Source organism: Streptomyces filamentosus (assembly GCF_014654895.1).
In the GTDB taxonomy this organism is placed as follows: domain Bacteria; phylum Actinomycetota; class Actinomycetes; order Streptomycetales; family Streptomycetaceae; genus Streptomyces; species Streptomyces filamentosus.
In genome coordinates, this window is sequence record NZ_BNBE01000001.1 from 4,080,428 (window position 1) to 4,099,579 (window position 19,152).

A 19,152-nucleotide genomic window follows, 5' to 3' on the forward strand; every position below is an offset into this window, starting at 1 on the left:
CCGGCTTCCCGCCGATCCTCCACAGACCTTCCGCAGACCTTCCGAACGTGGAAAGAGCACTGACATGACCGATCTCGTGCTGGGGATATCCGCCTTCTACCACGACAGCGCGGCCGCCCTGATCGCCGACGGAAGGCCCCTCGCCGCCGCGCAGGAGGAGCGCTTCACCCGCGTCCGCCACGACTCCTCCTTCCCCGCGAACGCCGTCCGCTACTGCCTGGAGGAGGCGGGGGCGACCCTCGACGACGTCGCCGCCGTCGCCTACTACGAGGACCCGGAGCTGAAGTACCAGCGGGTCAGGGCCACCCACCTGGGCACCGCCCCCGGCGGCCTGGAGGCCTTCCTCCGCACCCGGCCCGAGTGGAGCGCCTGGAAGCGGACTGCCGACCGGCGGGTCCGGCGCGAGCTCGAAGCGCTCGGCCTCGGCCGGGTCCCGGAGGTCGACGCCCGTCGCCACCACGAGTCGCACGCCGCCTCGGCCTTCTTCCCCAGTCCGTACGAGAGCGCCGCCGTCCTGTGCGTCGACAGCGTCGGCGAGTGGGCCACCACCACCCTGTGGCACGGCACCGGCACGGAGCTCCGCCCGGTCGCCGAGATCAGGTTCCCGCACTCCCTCGGCCTCCTCTACTCCGCCTTCACGTACTTCTGCGGCTTCAAGGTCGACTCGGGCGAGTACAAGCTCATGGGACTCGCCCCCTACGGCACCCCCCGCTACGCCGACCTCATCCGCGAGCACCTCATCGACGTGAAGGAGGACGGCTCCTTCCGCCTGGACACCCGGCACTTCGAGTTCCTGCACGGCCAGGTCATGACGGGCCGGGCCTTCGAGAAGCTCTTCGGCGGACCCCGACGCCAGTCCGAATCGCCCCTCACCGAGAGGGAGTTCGACCTCGCCGCCTCGGTCCAGGCGGTGACGGAGGAGGTGGTGCTCCGGCTCGCCCGCACCGCCCGCCGGCTCACCGGCGAGAAGCACCTCTGCATGGCCGGCGGCGTCGCGCTCAACTGCGTGGCCAACGGCAAGGTGGTGCGCGAGGGCGTCTTCGACGAGGTGTGGATCCAGCCCGCCGCCGGTGACGCGGGCGGTGCCCTCGGCGCCGCGACGGCCGTCGCCATCGAGCGCGGCGCGGGCCGCGACCACCTGGCCGGCGGACACGACGCCATGTCCGGATCGCTGCTCGGCCCCTCGTACGACGCCGACGCGATCGGCGGCACGCTGGACCGGCTGGGGGCCTCGTACACCCGCCTGGAGGGCGACGAGGTCGCCGCCTCGGTGGCCGGGCACCTCGCCGACGGGGCCGTGGTCGGCTGGTTCCAGGGCCGCATGGAGTTCGGTCCGCGGGCGCTCGGCTCCCGGTCGATCATCGGCGACCCCCGCGACCCGAAGATGCAGTCCACGATGAACCTGAAGATCAAGTTCCGGGAGTCCTTCCGGCCCTTCGCGCCCTCCGTGCTCCGCGAGGACCTCAAGGACTACTTCGCGCTCGACCAGGACAGCCCCTACATGCTGATGGTCGCGCCGGTCGCCGAGGCCCAGCGGGTCGAGCCGGCCGAGGACTCCGGCGCCTCCGGCCTCGACCTGCTGAAGGTCACCCGCTCCACCGTCCCCGCCGTCACCCACGTCGACGGCTCCGCCCGGGTGCAGACCGTCAGCGCGCGGAACAACGCCCCGTACCACCGGCTGCTGACCGCCTTCAAGGAGCAGACCGGCTGCCCCGTCCTCATCAACACCTCCTTCAACGTCCGGGGCGAGCCCATCGTCAACACCCCGGAGGAGGCGTACACCTGCTTCATGCGCACCGGCATGGACGTCCTCGTCCTCGGCGAGCACGTGCTGCTGAAGGCGGACCAGCCCGCCTGGAGCGAGGAGCAGGACTGGCGGGAGGCGATCCCGCTCGACTGACCCGCCGGCCGGCCGCCCAGCCGTCCCGCCGGCCCGTCCCGCCCCTGCCCGATCCGACCGGGAGAACCCCGTGCGACCCCTGCTGCTCACCCTGTACCACGTCCTGCTCCTCGCCCCCGCCGGCCGGATCCTCCGGCTGGCCGGGCGCGACCCCCTCGACCGCGCCGTGGACCGCGCCCGCGACTCGTACCTGATCGTGCTCGCCGACGCCCCCGTCACCGGCCGGGCGGTGACCCGATGACCGCCGCACCCGTCCTCCCGCGCCGGCTCGCCTTCCTGGAGAGCAACCTCACCGGCACCGGCATGCGCGCCCTGCGGCACGCCGTGGACCTGGGCCTCACCCCCGTCTTCGTCACCTCCGACCCGGCCAAGTACGACGTCGAGCCGGAGACCGCGCGCGCCATCCGGGAGACCGCCGAGCACGTCCTGGTCTGCGACACCCAGGACCCGGAGGCGATCGCCAAGACCCTCCTCACCTCCCTCGGCCCCGGCGAGACGCCCGGCGACGTCGGACTGCGCGGGATCATGACGGTGATGGAGTACTACGTCCCCACCGCCGCGGCCGTCGCCCACCGGCTGGGCCTGCCGGGCCTCGATCCGGAGGCCGCGGGACGGGCCCGGGACAAGCTGCGGACGCGGACCGCCTGCGCCGAACACGGCGTGTCCGCACCCGCGTTCCGCTTCGTCCGCTCCACCGACGAGATCGACTCGCTGCTCCGCGAGATCCCGCTGCCCTGCGTGGTCAAGCCCATCGACGAGTCCGCCAGCATCGGCGTGCGCATCTGCCACACGGTGGAACAACTCACCGACGGAATCAGGGAGATCGCCGAGAGCCCGGTCAACTCCAAGGGGCAGCCGAGGATTCCGGGAGCCCTGGTCGAGGAGTGCGTCTTCGGGCACGAGGTCAGCGTGGAGACCTTCACCTTCGCCGGGAAGACCACCGTCCTCGGCGTGACGGACAAACTCCTGGGCACGACACCGCACTTCGTCGAGCTCGGGCACACCTTCCCGTCCACGGTGCCGCACGCCGGGCGGGCGGCCGACCTCGTCCTGGAGGCGCTCGACGCCATCGGCTTCGACTTCGGCCCGGCGCACACCGAGGTGAAGCTGACCCCGCGCGGCCCCGTCCTCATCGAGATCAACGCCCGGACCGGCGGCGACTTCATCCCCGACCTGGTGGAACAGGCCCTGGGCATCCCGCTCCTCGAACAGTCGATCGTCGCCGCCAGCGGCGGCGTGCCGGACCTCGTGCCCACCCGGGCGGAGGGCGCCGCCATCCGCTTCCTGGCCGGCCGCGACGGCGTCGTCGACCAGGCCCCCGACCCCGCCGTGATGGCCAACTTCCCCGGTGTGGTGGCCCATCGCAGCAAGGCCGAGCCCGGCCGCGCCACCCGCTACCCGCGCAACAGCCACGACCGCCTCGGCCACGTCCTGACGCGCGCGGCGACCCCCGCCCTGGCGGCGGCGGAGGCCGACGCGGCGCTGTGCCACCTGGCGCCGACCTACCGGTGACCCGACACCCCCCGGCGGTCCGGCCGGGGGGTCTTACCGGCGGGTATCGTGGGAGCCATGTCCGCCACCCCCGTCCGCGTCCGTTTCGCCCCGTCCCCGACCGGCATGTTCCATGTCGGCGGCGCGCGGTCCGCCCTCTACAACTGGGCGGTGGCGCGACAGTCCGGCGGCACCTTCGTGCTGCGGATCGAGGACACCGACGCGGCCCGCAACAAGCCGGAGTGGATCGACGGCATCGTCGACGCGCTCGCGGCGATCGGCATCCACGGCGAGGACCCGGCCTTCGAGGGCCCGTACTTCCAGTCGCACAACGCCGACCGGCACCGCGAGGCGGGGCTGCAGCTGTTCGCGGCCGGGCGGGCGTACTACTGCGACTGCACCCGGGAGCAGTTGAAGGAGCGCACGGGCTCGGAGCACCTCGGGTACGACGGGTTCTGCCGGGAGCGGGGGCTGGCCTTCGAGGAGGGCCGGGCGCTGCGGTTCCGGACGCCGGACGAGGGCGAGACCGTCGTGGTCGACCTGATCCGCGGGGAGCCGGCGTTCCCGAACGGCGCGATCGAGGACTTCGTGATCGCCCGCGGCGACGGGTCCCCGGTCTTCCTGATCGCCAACGTCGTCGACGACCTGGACGAGGGCGTCACGCAGGTGATCCGCGGCGAGGAGCACCTGTCGAACACGCCGAAGCAGCAGCTGCTGTGGGAGGCGCTCGGCGCGGAGCCGCCGGTGTGGGCCCACCTGCCGGTGATCGTCAACGAGAAGCGGCAGAAGCTCTCCAAGCGCCGCGACAAGGTCGCCCTGGAGGACTACCTCGCCGAGGGCTTCCTGCCCGAGGCGATGGTGAACTACCTCATGCTGCTCGGCTGGGGTCCCGGCGAGGACCGGGAGATCATGCCGTACGAGGAGCTGGAGCGGCTCTTCCGGATCGAGGACGTCAACACGGCCCCGGCGTTCTTCGACGTGAAGAAGCTGACGGCGTTCAACGGCGACTACATCCGCGCGCTGTCCCCCGAGCAGTTCGCCGCCGCCTGCGCGCCGTGGCTCGTCGCCCCGCGCGCGCCGTGGGCCCCGGAGGCGTTCGACAAGGACGTCTTCGAGGCGGCGGCGCCGCTGGCCCAGACCCGGCTGGCCCTGCTGTCGGAGATCACCGACGCCGTGGACTTCCTCTTCCTGGACGAGCCGGTCCGGGACCGGGCGTCGTGGGACAAGGCGATGAAGGCGGGTGCCCGGGAACTCCTGGCCGACGCCAGGTCCGGGCTCGCCGCCGTCGCGGACTGGCGGGCGGACGAGCTGAAGGCCGTGCTGCTCGCGGCCGGCGAGCAGCACGGCCTCAAGCTGGGCAAGGCCCAGGCCCCCGTCCGGGTCGCGGTCACCGGCCGCACGGTCGGGCTCCCGCTCTTCGAGTCGATGGAACTTCTCGGCCGTGCCCGGGTGCTGGCCCGGCTGGACGCCGCCGCCGAGCGGCTCGCCGCCCCGCGGGGCTGATCCACGGGCCGGGCCCGGCGGGCGGAGCGCGTACGGCTCCGGTCGGCGGAACGCGTACCGGACGGGTCGGCGGAGTCGTGCCGGGCCGGTCGGCGGACCGCGTGCCGGGCCGGTCAGCCGAGGGTGTACCGCCCCCGTCCGACCTTCCGCACCAGGCCCTTCTTGCACAGGCGGTCGAGGGCCGAGGAGACCACCGAGTCGGGGCGCCTGGAGTCGCGCAGCAGATCCGTGTGGCCCTCGGTGCGCAGGCGCTCGATGATCGTGACCAGGTCCCGCGTGCGCAGCGAGTCCTCCGCCGTGGACAGCACGTTCAGGATCATCTCCTGGATGGAGAAGGGCTTGATCGCGCGGAAGCCCGCGAGGTCGACGCCCCCCGCCGCACCCCGCTCCGGAGCGGACGCCCCGGAGGCGGCGGCCTCGGCGGCGGACGCCTCGAAGGCGGGCGCCTCGGGAACGGGCGCCTCCGGGAGCACCGGCCGGGGGCCGGGCTGGGAGGGGATGCCCCCCTTCCCGAGGAGCTGTGCGGTGACGGCGTGCACGGCGGAGGCGGCGGAGGCGGCCTCCACTTGTCCCGGCTGGAACTGGTCCAGCGCGGTGTTGAGCGTCTCCAGGAGCGCCAAACGGCTCTTCGCGTAGTCCAGTTGGGTGCTCAGTGCCTGGACGGCGTCCGCCTGCTCCCGCAGCTGCCGGCGTACCAGCTGCAGGGTTTCGTGCACGGCGGGATGACTGTCTGATGCTGTGGCCATGGACTCCTCCGCTGTGGTCGCCATGCACATTCCGGTTCGACTATGCCTGCTTGGACGCAAGGAGCTCAAGTCTTCCCGATACGGGACAGAAAATGCACGGGATGCGGAAGTGTCATTTCACCGGCATTCCTTGCGATGTCCGATTATCGGAAATTCGTTTCAGGGGGCGGACGGGCTCCGAACTCCCCGCCGGGGCCAGGCGCATCATGGAGGACGAGGCGATGTACGCGCCGTTCACGATGGCGATGAAGACCCCGGTGTGGACGTCCGGACGCGGCTGGTGACCGACCAGGTCGATCTCGGCCGTGAATTCCTCCTTCTCGCCCGGGAGCACCGAGATCGGGGCGCTGATCTCGGGCGGGAGACCCAGGAATCTGCGCATCGCGAAAGCGAATCCGATTCCGCCGCGCAGGACGTGTTCGGAATCGTTGCGCAGGGTCCGCGACAGGCCGGTGACGCGGCCCGAGACGGCGTCCGTGTCCAGTGCCCCTTCGAGCACGAAGGCCGGTTCGTCCGACTCCTCGCTGGTCCACCATAGGTCACCGCACCGTCGGCACTGGAGGGTCCGCACGGTCAGGCCGGCGTGCACCACGTGCCTCATGGTGATGAGGGCGGCCCGGTCCCGGGCGCAGTTCGGGCAGGTCGTGGGGCGTTGGGACACCTCGCGCAGGCCGTCGAGCGAAGGCCCGCCGTAGTTCCACCCGTTCACATAAATGTCATGGGCGATCGCGGCGGCCGTGGCGTGCTGGAAGGCGGCGAGGTCCGTCTCGATCCCGGCGACCCGCGAGGCCAGGTCGGGTGCCTGGAGGTCCTCGGCGGCCTCGCGCACGCGGATGCGGAACCCTTCCACGGCGAGGGCGTCGACCCCCGGTTCCAGCCAGCACAGGCGTTCCAGGCGGGGCAGGACCACGTTGCTCAGGTGGGCCAGGTCCCGGACCGCCTCCTCGTCGCGCCGGACCGCCGTACCGGCCGGCTCCGCCGCGCCCGCCACGGCGTCCGCCGCCCGTCCGCCCGGCAGGCCGAGGACGAGTCCCGGGTCGCCGAGCAGGCCGAAGCGGTTCAGCCAGCCGTTGATGGGCCGGGCCCGCTCGTTCAGGCGCTCGACGGCGCGGCCCAGCGGCAGGTCCTCCGCGAGCGCGTCCTCCAGGTCCCCCTGCGCCCCCCGCTGCACGATGTGCACGCCCAGCGCGCCGACCACCGCGACGGCGGTCCCCTCCAACAGGCCCAGACCCAGGGCGACATGATGGGGATAGGCGTTGGTGCCCACGGCGATGGAGGAGCAGCTGTGGGTGAAGACCACGGTCGCGTGCAGCTCCGCGGCGGGCAGCCGCCGGTCCTCGTCCAGGTCGGCGCGGTGACAGCCCGCGCCGTACATGCACGGCATGTGCCGGTACGAGGGGTCCGCGGGCGGCGGCGGGGCGTCGATCGGATCGGACCGGCCGCACAGGATGCCGTCGGGCAGCGCCGCGCAGCACTCCTTGCCCAGCGCCTTGAGGACCAGCAGCTTCGGCCTGCGCCTGCCGAGTCCGAGGATGTCCTCGAACTCGTTGGTGTCGGCCAGGTCGGCGTCCTCCAGCATGGGGTGGGTGGCCACGAAGACGCGGTCCTCGGACGCCGCCCCCGCGGTGAGGCTCCGGTAGACGAGGCAGGTCAGCGCCGTCAGGTCGCGGGCGGTGACCACGCCGACCACCGGGCCGTGGGCGCCCGGCCAGTCGCCGGAGGCGGTGATGTCCTCGGCCAGGCCGACCACGGCGACGAGTTCGCCGGCCAGCGGGGCGAGCGCGCGGGCGAGGCCGGCCGGCTCCACCACGCGGTGCGTCCGGCCGGTGGCGGCGGCCAGCAGCCGGCCCGCGGCGCCCGCGTCGCCGCCGACGCTGATCACCGTCCCGGCGCGCGGCGCGGTCTCGACCCGGGGCAGCTCCCCCTCGGGGAAGAGGGACCGGTAGCGGTCCAGCGAAGGCCCGGACAGCACGGGGAAGGGCAGGCCCTCGGTCCAGGCGTCCGCCCGCTCGCGGTACTCGGCGAGGTCCGCGCAGGGCACGACGTGGGCGTTCACGCGCGGCCCTCCTGCCCCGCGCCGGCGACGACGCCCTCCGCGCCGGCGACGACGCCCTCCGCGCCGGCGACGGCGCCCTCCGTGTCGGTCCGGACGCCTCCCGCACCGGCCGCGGGGGCCTCCGCGCCGGAGCCCCCCGCGGACGCGAGGGCCGCGACGGCCGCCGGGTCCGGGGCGTGGGACTCCAGCATGCGGGCCTGCGCGCCGAGCGTGGCGTGGGAGTAGAAGGAACGCAGCGGTGGCCTGATCCCCAGGTCGCGGCGGATCCTCGCGCTGAGGCGGCCGAGCAGGATGGAGTGGCCGCCGATCTTGAAGAAGTCGTCCTCGGGGGTGAGGGAGTCCACCTCCAGCAGGTCGCGCCACATGGCCGACAGGACCCGCTCCAGCGGGGAGAGGCCGTCCTCCGCCGGGGCGTCCGCCGGGGCCGCGGCACCGGGGCCGCCCGCCCCGCGCCGGAGGTCGAGCGCGGCCAGGGCCGTGCGGTCGACCTTGCCGACGGGGGTGAGGGGCAGCCGGTCGACCACCGTCAGCCGGGGCACCATCCACTCCGGCAGCTCCCGCGCGAGGTCCTCCCGCACCCGGGCGGCTGTGTCCGGGCCCGCCGTCCCGGCGGGCACCACGAAGCCGGCGAGCCCGCGGTCGGACTCCTCGCCGCGCAGCACCACGCAGGCGTTCGCGACCTCGGGGTGGGCGAGCAGCCGCGCCTCGATCTCGCCGAGTTCCACGCGGTGGCCGCGCACCTTGACCTGGTGGTCGGTGCGGCCGAGGTAGACGAGCACGCCGTCGGCGTCCCGCCGGACGAGGTCGCCCGTGCGGTAGAGGGCGAGGCCGGGGCGCTCCGGATGCGGCACGAAGACCCGGGCCGTCTGCTCGGGGCGGTTGAGGTACCCCAGGCTCAGGCAGGGGCCCGACATGTACAGCTCGCCGCGCACGCCGTCCGGCACCGGCCGGAGCTCCTCGTCCAGGACGTGGGCCTCCAGGCCGGGCAGCGGCGTGCCGATCGGGATGATCCGGGTCTCGTCGGTCACGCCGGAGACGACGTGCCGGATGACGAAGGTGGTGGTCTCGGTGGGGCCGTAGACGTTGGCCAGGGTGCCGGACAGGGTGGCGAGCACGTCGCGGGCCCGCCGGGGGTCCATCGCCTCCCCGCCGACGAGCAGCAGCCGCAGGGGGGCGAACGCGGCGGGGTTCTGGAGGGCGATCTCGTGGAAGACCGAGGTGGCCGTGATCATGGCGGTGATGCCGTGGCGCCGGTACTCCTCGCCGAGCAGCCCGCCGTCGGTCAGCAGCTCCCGGGGCAGCACCACGAGGGTGGCGCCGGAGGTCAGCGTCGCCCACAGCTCGTACGTGATCGCGTCGAACGCGGGGCTGGTGAGCTGGGCGGTGCGGTCGCCGGGGCCGAGGGACAGGTCCGGGTCGGGGCCCGCGACGTTCGCCAGGAAGTGGGCGATGCTCGCGTGTCCCACGAGGACGCCCTTGGGCGTGCCGGTGGTGCCCGAGGTGTAGTAGACGATCGCCGGGGCGTCCGGCGCGACGACGGGCGGAGCCAGGCGCGGCAGGTCCGCGGCCGCGGCCGGGCCGGCGTCGGTGAGGACCAGCTCGGGCGGGAACCGGTCGGCCAGCTCGGGGGAGGTGATCACGCAGGAGGCGCCGCTGTCCTCCAGGATGAACCGGTGCCGGTTGGCGGGCTGTTCGGGCTCCATCGACACGTACGCCGCGCCCGCCCGCCACGCGCCGAGGAAGGCGGCGATGCGCCGGCAGCCCTGCGGCAGGCACACGCCCACGAAGGAGCCGGGACCCACGCCCCGGTCGCGCAGCAGCCGGGCCACCCCGTCCGCCGCCAGATCCAGCTCCGCATACGTCAGTTGCTCGCGAGCATCCGGATGGGAAACGGCCACCGCATCGGGAGTCCGCTCGGCCTGCTTGATGAAAAGGGTGTCCAACATCCCCTATGCCGCCCCTCGTTGACATCGAGCCCGCACTGGCGAGGCTGTGACCCCAGGACTGTAACCCCTGGTTGGGGCGGTGGGGAGGGTCGGCAGCGGTCAATACGTCAGATGCAGGGAAAAACGCGGGAGTTGACCAGGCAGGCTCGATTTCCGCCGAGGAACCTTGCGGACATAGAAGCTGAAATGCCGCCTGTGCAAGGTAAGGATCTAGCATCCGTGTGATCTTTCGGGTTAACTGGCGGCTGGCCGAGCGCCGCATCGCCTGAGCGTGTCAGCCGCTCGCGAGCACAGATCCCGCCGGAACGACCCTTTTCCGGCAGGCGGTTCGCGCAGTTCCCGCTCCTCGGTGCGCATGTCATGTTCAGCGGGGGTAGGGAATGCTTGAAGGTAGCTTCACCGAGAACTCATCGGACGACCACTGTCGACTCAGGGACCGACTCCTCTCCGCGGAGAGCACGTTGCCCGAGCCCACGGTGGGCTTCCCGGCCGCGGCGGCGGACTTCCCCGGGAAGGTCCTCGAAGGGATCGAGGAGGATCTCCTCCGGTACGGGCTCGGCGTCGTCCGGCTGGACGAGCCGCTCCCCAACGACCACTTCAGAAAGCTGGGTTCGGCCCTCGGGACCGCGATCCCCGAGACCGCTCCGGCCGTCCAGTCCTACGTCGAGGACGGCGTCGTCCTCAACCTCCTGGCCGATGCCGGCATCACCCAGGACGTGTCCCTCCAGCCCTTCGCCAGCAACCCGCTGTCCCTGCACAGCGAGGGCAGCGGACGCTCCGTCGCCGACCAGCCCCGGTACATCGTGCTCATGTGCGTGGAACCGGGCGACAACTCCGCCTCCACCGTCCTCGTCCCCATGGACGAGGTCGCCGCCGGCCTCGACGCCGAGGACCTCCGTCTGCTCCGCGCCACCCGCTACGCCGACGCGCCCGGCGTGCCCACCGTCGTGCGGGCCCGGGGGGACCACACGGTCTTCTCCTTCCGCGACTTCCAGCAGGACGCCCTGCGCTGGGTCTGCGAGGCGGAGGGCGCCACGCCGGACGCCGTCAACGGCGCCCTCGGCCGCCTGCTCGCCCGCATGTACGACGCCCGGGGCGCCTCCGGCGTGCTCTGGTCCCGCGGGCTGCTCGTCGTCATCGACAACACCCGGTTCTTCCACGGGCGCACGGCCGGGCTGCCCCACGCCGCGGCCAGGACCCGCCACCTCAAGAGGCTCCGCATCCGCTGACGCGCGTCCGTCCCACCCCTGGGTGAGCGCGCGCGGGCGACGCCCCGGCACCACCCACCGGCCCCCCTTCTTCTCCCTTGGAGACGGCATGCCCCTGTTCGACATGTCCCCGCCCGTCCGCCCCATCAGCCTGCCCCGCGAGGTGCACGAGGCGGCCCTGGGCGCCCGCCCCGCCCCCACCCCCGCCGGCCTGTTCACCCCCACCGTCGACGAGGCCACCCTGGAGGTCTTCCGGCGGGCCGCCGACCCGGAGGACCCCTACGAGCTGCGCGACCTCTGGCTCGGCCGGGTCGAGCACCGCCTCGGCGACCGGGCGCTCCGCCCCGAACAGGCCGAACGCTGGCGGAACTCGACCGTCCGCCGCCAGGTGGAGGCCGAGGACGTCCTCTCCTCGCGGGCGACCGTCCGCTTCGTCAAGGAGCTCTTCAACTCCTACTTCCGCGACGACCTCTACGGAAGCCTCCGGGAGGACGCGCGCTACATCCTCTCCGGCGGCTCCGTCGACGAGGAGCGGTGGGGCCTGCCCGAGACCATCAAGGACACCCTCCGCTACGCCCTCTCCCGCGACTGGTACGGCTACTCCGACTCCTGCGGCCGCGCCCCCGCGCGCGAGGCCGTCGCCGCCTACGAGAGCGCCCGGATCGCGGACGTCACCTACACGGCCGAGAACGTCGCCCTCACCATGGGCGGCACCTTCGCGGTCAGCTCCCTCGCCGACTTCGTCCTGTCGGGCTCCTCGCACGCCGCTCCCGCGCTGTGCGCCATCCCGAACTACCCGCCGCTGGTGGAGGCGATCGCCCGCCGCACCCCGGTCACGCTGGTCCCGGTCTCCTCGGACGACGGCGTGATGTCGGTCGACCCGATCATCGCCGCGCTGACCCCCGACACGCCGTTCGTCATGCTCCAGACGGCGGCCAACCCCACGGGCGCCGGCGTCACCGAGGCCGACCTGGAGCGGCTCATCCGCGCCGCCTCGCCCAACACCATGATCCTCCTGGACGAGTGCCACGAATGGCTCGGCCCCGCCCGGGAGTTCGGCAAGTTCCGCGCGGCCCCCAACGTCATCCGGGTCTCCAGCCTCTCCAAGAACTGGTCCGCCCCCGGCGTCAAGGCCGGCTGGATCATGGCGGACGCCTCCTTCATCGCCTCGTACTACGAGTACGCCTCCACCAGCTTCGGCGGCCCCCCCTCGTTCCTGTACACCGCCATCGAGGTCCTCGCCCGCATGGAACGCTGGATGATCACCGGCGTCACCGAGGTGGGCGCGGCCGAACTCGCCGAGTTCGAGGAGTCGTACGAACTCCGGCGCGCCGGACTCCAGTCCGCGTACGAGGGCTACCGCCAGGAGCGGATCTCCCGAGAGGCCGCGCTCGGCACCCTGCGCGACGCCAGCGGCTCCCGCCTCTCCGAGGTCGCGCACGTCCTGCGCCCCGAGTACTCCATCAACACCGCGGCCGTCTTCGACCGCTGGGACGACTCCTACCTCTGCTTCCGCGAGCTGCTGCGCGAGACGGGCGTCTCCGTCTACCCCGGCATCCTCAACTTCGGCTTCGGCAGCGGCGTCGTGCGCCTCACCACCGCCCGCCCCTGGACGGACCTGGGCCCGGCCTTCGACCGCATCCGCGCCAGCGTGCGCAGGGACGAGGCCGTCCATGCCTGAGTTCCGTCTCGTCCCGGGCCGCAAGACCGTCATCGGCATGATCCACCTCCAGCCGCTGCCCGGCACCCCCTTCCACGAGGAGGGGACCTTCCGGGACGTCCTGGACACGGCCGTGGCCTCCGCCCGGGCGCTCGCCGCCGGCGGGGCCGACGGCTGCCTGATCCAGACCGTGGACCGCGTCTACAGCGTCGAGGACACCAGCGACCCGGCGCGCACGGTCGCGATGGGCCTGATCACCGAGGCCGTCGTCCGGGCCGTGGCCGACACCCCCGGGTTCCTCGTCGGCGTCCAGATCATGCGCAACGCCGTCAGCGCCTCCCTCGCCGTCGCCAAGGTGGCCGGCGGCCACTTCATCCGGGCCGGCGCGCTCGTCGGGATGACGCTCAGCCCGCACGGCATGGTCGCCCCCGACCCGCTCGCGGTCGCCGAGTACCGCAAGCGGATCTCCGCCGGCTCCGTGGGCCTGATCACCGACGTCGACTCCATGCACTACCGCTGGTTCGGCGGGGAGAAGCCCACCGCGGAGGTCGCCCGCGCGGCCCGCGGCATGGGCGCCGACGCCATCGCCCTCGGCGACCCGGACGAGGCCCGCACCCACGAGCTGGTCGCCTCCGTCCGCCGGGCCGCCCCCGGCCTCCCGATCATCCTCGCCGGGCACACCGACCACGGCAACGCCGCCCGGCTGCTCGCCGAGGCGGACGGCGCCTTCGTCGGCACCTGCCTGGAGGACGGCGGCTGGGGCGGCCGGATCGACGTCGCCCGGGTCCGCGCCTACGTCGACATCGCCCGGTCCCTGGAGTCCCGATGACCGGAGTGCCGATGACCGGAGAGCCGATGACCGCCCCCGCCCCGGCCCCCATGGACGCCGCCGTCCTCGTCCGCCAGAGCGGACGCCTCGCCGACGACCTGCGCGAGCTCGCCGGGGCCCTCCCCGGCCGCGCCGACGCGGCCTGGCGCGCGCTGTACGGCGCCGACGGCGCGGCCGGCACCGCCCGCTCCGTCTGCCTGGTCGGCGACGGCGACTCCCTGCACGCCGGCACCGCCGCCGAGGCGGCCTTCGAGCACCTCGCGGAACTGCCCTGCGAGGTCCAGCCCGCCCAGCGCTTCCTCGGCTACCACGTCCACACGGCCGCGCCCGGCACCCTCGTCGTGGCCGTCTCCGCGTCCGGCCGCACCGAGCGCGTCCTCCAGTGCGTCGCCGCGGCCCGCGCCCGGGGACTGCGCACCCTCGGCATCAGCGGCTCGGACACCAGCCCGCTCGCCGGGGCCGCCGACGCCCACATCGCCGTCGGCCTGCCCGACCCCGAGCCGTCCCCCGGCGTCCGCACCCACCAGGCGAGCCTGGCCGCCCTGCTCGTGCTCGCGCTCCGCGCCGCGGAGACCACCCGCGGCGCGGACGCCGCCGCCGGGTACCGCGCCGAACTCGCCGGCCTCGCCGAGGACGTCGCCGCCACCGAGGCGGCCGTCCGCGAGCGGGCCGCCGCCTGGGGACGCGCCGTGGCCGGCGCCCCCGTGATCGCCGTCCTCGGCACCGGCCCCGCCGAGGGCACGGCCGGCTACGCCGCCGCCAAGGTCGTCGAGGGCGCCGGGGTCCACGCGTACGGCCGGGACCTGGAGGAGTGGTGGCACGTGGAGCGGTTCGCCGCCCCGCTCGACACCCCCCTCGTGGTCCTCGCCCCGCCCGGCCCCGCCCGCCCCCGCGCCCTGGAGCTCGCCGGCCGCGCCCTCGGCCTCGGCCGGCGGGTCGCCCTCGTGACCCCCGCCGGGGACACCGGGGACCTCGACGAGCGGATCGAGGTCCTCCCGGTGCACGGCACCGCCCGCGAGGAGTTCGCCCCGCTGCTCCACCAGGTCTTCGCGGCCCACCTCGCCTTCGGCATCGCCCGGGAGCTGGGCCGCAGTCCCTTCCAGAGGCACCGCCCGACCGGGCCCGCCCTCCGTTGACCCCCGGCCCGCCGGGCCCCGTCGACACCGCTCACCAGCACACAGCAAGGAGGTACGAGGTACCGATGGACACCGTCTTCGACCCGAACAAGCACGTCCGGAACATCTACACCTCGCCCGAGGTCAAGCTGCTCGACTCCCGGCACGAGGTCATCCCGGGTATCCTCGGCACGGTCGGCGCCGGCGGACTGATCGAGGGCGGCGTGCCCATCGGTGCCGACCGCATCGTCATGGAGTCCGGCTCCCGCTTCGAGCTGCACACCCACCCCGGCGCGCACATCCTCTTCGTGCTCAGCTCCCGCGGCTACATCCACATCGACGGCGTGGACTACGAGATGGGCGCCGGCGACACGGTGTTCGTCCCCGCCGACTACGCGCACGGCGTGAAGACGAACCTGCACGTCCCCGAGCCGCTGGAGATCCTGGCCTTCGGCGTGCCGCACATGCCGCTGGAGTCCGCCGAGCGCATGACCCTGGTGGAGGAGCGATGACCGGCCCCCGCGCCGACGCCGAGCTCTCCGCCGTCCTGGACGTGATCCGCGGGCTGCTGCCCGGACCGGTGTCGCCCTGGGGCCCGGAGCGGGCCGACGACCCCCTCGCGGACCTCGGCTTCGACTCCCTGCGCACCGTGCGGCTCCTGGTCGAGGTCGAGACCGCCCTCGACGTCGAACTGCCCCAGGACCGGGTCACCGCCGACACCTTCCGCACCGCCCGCACCCTCGCCGAGGCCGTCCACGAGACCAGGCGCGCGCATGGATGACCGGACCACGGCCGACCGGGACCTCGTCCACCGCTACCGGGGAGCGCCCTTCCCGGCCGCCGGCGGCGTCCGCTCGGTCCTCGACCACCTCGACCGGCACGCCCGGGAGCGCGGCGGGGAACCGTACCTGACGACCCCGGCCGCCGACGGCACCGAGCGGACGCTGACCTACGCGGAGCTCGACCTCCACAGCCGCCGCACCGCCCACTGGCTGGACACGGCCCTCGGCCTTCCGGCCGGCGAGACCGTCGGCCTCACCCCGGTCAACGACATCCCGTCGGTGGTCGCCCTGTTCGGCGCCCTGCGCTCCGGCCGGCCCGTCCTCGTGCTCAACCCCGCGGACCCGGTCGCCCGGGTCGCCGAGCAGACGGCCGCCCTCGGCGTCGGGACGATCCTCACCGGTCCCGCCACGGACGGCGACCGGTTCCCCGGCACCGTCCGCGTCCCCGGCGCCGAGCGGCTGCCCGACCCGCCCGCCGACCGGTCCCCGGCGGCTCCGGAGCCGGACGCCGACATGCTGTACTTCGGCACCTCCGGGTCCACGGCGGCCTCCAAGCTCGTCGCCCAGACCCACGCCAACGCCGTCGCCAACGCGGACGCCATGGTCCGGCACCACGGCCTGCGCCCCGGCGACGCCTTCCTCGGCTGCCTGCCCGTCCACCACGTCAACGGCGTGCACCTGACGCTCATGGCCACCCTGGCCGCGGGCGCCCGCGCGGTCCTCGCCCCCGGCTTCGACCCGTTCCGCTACCCGGAGCTCCTGACGCTCCACCGGCCCCGGGTCGCCAGCGTCGTCCCGAGCGTCCTCGACGCCCTGACCGCCGTCTGGCGCCGCCGTGAACTGCCCGCGGAGTTCTCGCACTTCGTCACCGCCGCCGCCCCCCTCACGGCCGAGACGGCCCGCGCCGTCCACGCCAGGACCGGCGCCCGCGTCCTCCAGGGGTACGGCCTGACGGAGACCACCAACTTCTCCACCACCATGCCGCGCGACATCGGCGACGACGCCTACCGGCGCCTGCTGCTCGACGCCGACATCCCGACCGTCGGGATCGCCGTCCCCGGCAACGAGGTCGCCGTGCTCGGCCCGGACGGCCGCCGCGCCCGCCCCGGCGAACCCGGGGAGATCTGCATGCGCGGCCACAACGTCATGTCCCGTTACGCGGGCAACGCCGAAGCCACCGCAGAGGCGTTCGCGGGCGGCTGGTTCCACTCCCAGGACCTCGGCCACGAGGTCCTGGACGAGGAGACCGGCCGCACGTACTTCGTCATCACCGGCCGCAGCAAGAACATCGCCAAGGTACGGGGCGAGGCCGTGTCGCTGGAGGAGATGGAACGGGCCCTGCGCCGCCTCCCCGGCGTCCTGGACGCGGCCTGCGCCGCCGTCCCCGACCCGCTGCTCGGCGAGGTCGTGGCGGTGGCCCTGCACGCCCCCGCCACCGTCGGCGACGACGCGGTGCGCACCCACCTGCGGGCGCACTTCGCCGAGGCGGTCCAGCCCGACCGCATCCTGCGGGTGCCCGAGGTCCCCCGGACGGCCACCGGAAAGATCCTCCGACCGGCCCTGCGGGACCTGCTGGCACCGCCGCCGCGCTGACCCGCACCCGCCCCCACCATCCGTACCCCGACCCTGGATCCCGAGGCCCGACCATGACCCTGCTGACTCCTCACGACCCCCGGACGGGCCGGCCCCGCCCGCCCTACCAGGCCGCGCGCGAGAAGGAGGTCACGGCCGCGGTCGAGGCCGCGGCGGCGGCCCAGCGAGCCTGGGCCGCGCTCCCCCCGGGGCAGCGGTCCCGGCGCCTGCTGCGGCTCGCCGACCGCATCGAGGACCGCGCCGACGCGTACGCCGAGGCCCTGCGGACCGGCACCGGGAAGCCGGCGGCGGAGGCGCGGGGCGAGGTCGAGGGCTGCGCCGACGTCCTCCGCTTCTACGCGGGCGCCGCCCGCACCGAGGTCTCCCCGGCGGCCGGCCGGCGCATGGACGGCCGCGAGAGCTGGGTCCGCTGGGAACCGCTCGGCGTGGTCGCCGCCGTCGTGCCCTGGAACTACCCGCTGATGATGGCGATGTGGCGGCTCGGCCCGGCCCTGGCCGCCGGGAACACCGTCGTCCTCAAGCCCGCCGAGACCACGCCCGAGACCGCGCTCCTCCTCGCCGAGGACGCCGCCGGACTCCTCGGCGAGGACGTCGTCCGCGTGCTCCCCGGCGACCGGGAGACCGGCGTGCTGCTCGTGGAGTCCGCCGTCGACGCCATCGCCTTCACCGGCAGCACCGCCGGCGGCCTGGACGTCGCCTACCGCGCCGGGCTGCGGCCGGTCAGCCTCGAACTCGGCGGCAACTGCGCCGCCCTGGTGCTGCCCGACGCCCCCGCGCACACCTGCGCCTCGCTGGCCGCCGCCTCCGTCTTCAACGCGGGACAGAGCTGCGCCGCCCCCGCGCGGGTGATCACGCTCCCCGAGAACCACGACGCCGTGGTCGAGGGCCTGGCCCGCGAGATGGGCCGCAAGGTCGCCGGCGTCGACTTCGGCCCGCTCAACAACCCCGACCAGGCGGCCCGCCACGACCGCATCCTGGCCGAGAGCCGGGCGGGCGTCCGGCACACGGGCCGGACCGAGCCGGGCCCGGAGCAGGACGGCGGCTACTGGCGCCCGTCCGTTGTCCTCGCCGACCTCGCCGAGGACGACCCGGCCGTGGTGGAGGAGGTCTTCGGGCCGGTGCTGACCGTGCAGCGCGCCCGGGACCTGGCGCACGCGGTCGAGCTCGCCAACGGCGTGCGCCAGGCGCTCGCCGCCAGCGTGTGGTCCTCGGACGTCTCGACCGCCCTCACGCTGGCGGGCGAGCTGGACGCCGGCGAGACCTGGGTCAACTGCCACCTCGACCAGACCCCCGAACTCCCGCACGGCGGACGCAAGTCCTCGGGCCACGGCACCGACCTGAGCACCCTGGCCCTCGCCGACTACCAGCGCCCCAAGTGCGTGACCGTACGCCTGGAATGACCCGGCCGGCACCCGCCGCCATCCGGCGGCCGGCCCTCCTCCGCCGCTCCCCAGGAGCCCTTCTCTCGCCGGCCCCAGCGCCGGAACCCCAGTAAGGAGTACCGATGAACGCGACGATGAAGCACGCCCCGGACGACGAGAACGAGGTCCACGACGTCCTCACGTTCACCGACCCGGGGAACTGCGTCGTCACCCCCGTCACCCAGTTCCCGCCGGAGATCGCGCTCGCCGTCACCGACAGCCTCCGCGGCCTCGTCCAGGACGCGCACCGCTCGGAGGCCGCCACCAAGCCCGACGCGGACGGCATCACCCGCGCCCAGACCTTCGAGGAGGGCGACGTCTACATGCTCGCCGCCCCGTACGAGGCGTACGAGGCGGACCGGTACCTGATGGACTTCTACGACGTCGTCGACCGCGACATCTGCTCCCGCATGCACCTGCACACCGGGCTCCGCTTCGTCCGGATGATGACCGGTCCCGACACCAGGATCCGGGTCTCCTCCCTCGCCCCCATCCGGATCACGGACGTCCCCGGCGTCACCCGCTTCGTCCCCGAGACCTTCGAGGACGACCACCCGGACGTGCCCGAGGGCCACCGGCGGACCCGCTACAACCTCGTCATCCCGCCGAACTCCTGGGCGGACATGCAGGTTCCGCGGGGCGTCTCGCACCAGTTCAACGCCCACGGCCCGCACGCGGTGATCGACTCCGTCCACCCGGAGGAGTCCATCGAGACGTTCCGCGAGCGCATGACCGGCTTCAAGATGATGGCCCAGACGATCTTCCTCGCCGAGGAGCAGCCGGCCTCCGAGTCCTGCGCGCTCTCCTGACCGTGCGTCCCCTCCGGCGCCGCCGCGGCGGCGCCGGAACGGACGGAAGGCGGGGAGGCACCGGTCCGGTGCCTCCCCGCCTTCCGCCGTCCC

General features: G+C 73.9%; 16 protein-coding genes. 13 read left to right on the forward strand and 3 right to left on the reverse strand.

Translation table 11 applies throughout. The features are described 5' to 3' along the window. The first annotated feature begins 64 nt into the window (after positions 1 to 64). The 4 genes from IE326_RS18310 to gltX all read left to right on the forward strand — a co-directional run bounded on the left by IE326_RS18310 (position 65) and on the right by gltX (position 4,894). On the forward strand, positions 65 to 1,900 hold the full coding sequence (locus IE326_RS18310) for a carbamoyltransferase family protein (protein WP_190042046.1): 1,836 nt from the start codon (positions 65 to 67) through the stop codon (positions 1,898 to 1,900). 70 nt (positions 1,901 to 1,970) lie between these two features. Continuing rightward, positions 1,971 to 2,141 carry a hypothetical protein gene (locus tag IE326_RS18315; RefSeq protein WP_190042047.1) on the forward strand — a complete coding sequence of 57 codons (171 nt, stop codon included), beginning with the start codon at positions 1,971 to 1,973 and terminating at the stop codon, positions 2,139 to 2,141. After that, complete coding sequence (locus IE326_RS18320) at positions 2,138 to 3,412, forward strand: ATP-grasp domain-containing protein (protein ID WP_190042048.1); 1,275 nt, start codon at positions 2,138 to 2,140, stop codon at positions 3,410 to 3,412. Before IE326_RS18315 ends, IE326_RS18320 begins: the two co-directional genes overlap by 4 nt. Positions 3,413 to 3,517: 105 nt before the next feature. Further along, complete coding sequence (gene gltX, locus IE326_RS18325) at positions 3,518 to 4,894, forward strand: glutamate--tRNA ligase (protein WP_229915486.1); 1,377 nt, start codon at positions 3,518 to 3,520, stop codon at positions 4,892 to 4,894. Between the two features lie 113 nt (positions 4,895 to 5,007). Here the strand turns inward: gltX and IE326_RS18330 are convergent, their stop codons facing one another. The 3 genes from IE326_RS18330 to IE326_RS18340 form a co-directional block, all read right to left on the reverse strand. Further along, the gene (locus IE326_RS18330; RefSeq protein ID WP_150228055.1) at positions 5,008 to 5,664 is read right to left on the reverse strand and encodes a hypothetical protein; all 657 of its coding nucleotides are present in this window, start codon (positions 5,662 to 5,664) and stop codon (positions 5,008 to 5,010) included. Between the two features lie 88 nt (positions 5,665 to 5,752). Next, the gene (locus tag IE326_RS18335; RefSeq protein ID WP_190042050.1) at positions 5,753 to 7,696 is read right to left on the reverse strand and encodes a hypothetical protein; all 1,944 of its coding nucleotides are present in this window, start codon (positions 7,694 to 7,696) and stop codon (positions 5,753 to 5,755) included. Further along, positions 7,693 to 9,642 (reverse strand): non-ribosomal peptide synthetase, encoded by a 1,950-nt coding sequence (locus IE326_RS18340; protein WP_190042051.1) that lies wholly within the window; start codon positions 9,640 to 9,642, stop codon positions 7,693 to 7,695. The genes IE326_RS18335 and IE326_RS18340 overlap by 4 nt, the downstream gene beginning before the upstream one ends. 461 nt (positions 9,643 to 10,103) lie before the next feature. On the opposite strand from IE326_RS18340, the gene IE326_RS18345 reads away from it, so the two are divergent. From IE326_RS18345 to IE326_RS18385, 9 genes are all read left to right on the forward strand, one after another. Beyond that, a complete protein-coding gene (locus IE326_RS18345; RefSeq protein ID WP_190042052.1) occupies positions 10,104 to 10,871 on the forward strand; it encodes a TauD/TfdA family dioxygenase in 768 nt (255 codons plus the stop codon). Between the two features lie 88 nt (positions 10,872 to 10,959). Then, complete coding sequence (locus IE326_RS18350) at positions 10,960 to 12,531, forward strand: aminotransferase class I/II-fold pyridoxal phosphate-dependent enzyme (protein ID WP_229915390.1); 1,572 nt, start codon at positions 10,960 to 10,962, stop codon at positions 12,529 to 12,531. Continuing rightward, a complete protein-coding gene (locus IE326_RS18355) occupies positions 12,524 to 13,339 on the forward strand; it encodes a BtpA/SgcQ family protein (protein WP_150228051.1) in 816 nt (271 codons plus the stop codon). The genes IE326_RS18350 and IE326_RS18355 overlap by 8 nt, the downstream gene beginning before the upstream one ends. Continuing rightward, positions 13,336 to 14,475, forward strand: a complete 1,140-nt coding sequence (locus IE326_RS18360) for an SIS domain-containing protein (protein WP_190042053.1) — start codon at positions 13,336 to 13,338, stop codon at positions 14,473 to 14,475. Before IE326_RS18355 ends, IE326_RS18360 begins: the two co-directional genes overlap by 4 nt. Before the next feature lie 65 nt (positions 14,476 to 14,540). Then, on the forward strand, positions 14,541 to 14,966 hold the full coding sequence (locus IE326_RS18365; protein WP_150228049.1) for a cupin domain-containing protein: 426 nt from the start codon (positions 14,541 to 14,543) through the stop codon (positions 14,964 to 14,966). Beyond that, positions 14,963 to 15,235: an acyl carrier protein gene (locus tag IE326_RS18370; RefSeq protein WP_150228048.1), complete on the forward strand. Its 273-nt coding sequence runs from the start codon at positions 14,963 to 14,965 to the stop codon at positions 15,233 to 15,235. Before IE326_RS18365 ends, IE326_RS18370 begins: the two co-directional genes overlap by 4 nt. After that, entirely contained in the window at positions 15,228 to 16,829 is a 1,602-nt protein-coding gene (locus IE326_RS18375; RefSeq protein ID WP_150228047.1) for a class I adenylate-forming enzyme family protein, read from the forward strand. The genes IE326_RS18370 and IE326_RS18375 overlap by 8 nt, the downstream gene beginning before the upstream one ends. Positions 16,830 to 16,882: 53 nt before the next feature. After that, positions 16,883 to 18,229 carry an aldehyde dehydrogenase family protein gene (locus IE326_RS18380; protein ID WP_150228046.1) on the forward strand — a complete coding sequence of 449 codons (1,347 nt, stop codon included), beginning with the start codon at positions 16,883 to 16,885 and terminating at the stop codon, positions 18,227 to 18,229. 104 nt (positions 18,230 to 18,333) lie between these two features. After that, positions 18,334 to 19,059, forward strand: coding sequence for a hypothetical protein (locus IE326_RS18385; protein ID WP_229915391.1), 726 nt, complete (start codon positions 18,334 to 18,336; stop codon positions 19,057 to 19,059). Positions 19,060 to 19,152: the final 93 nt, after the last annotated feature.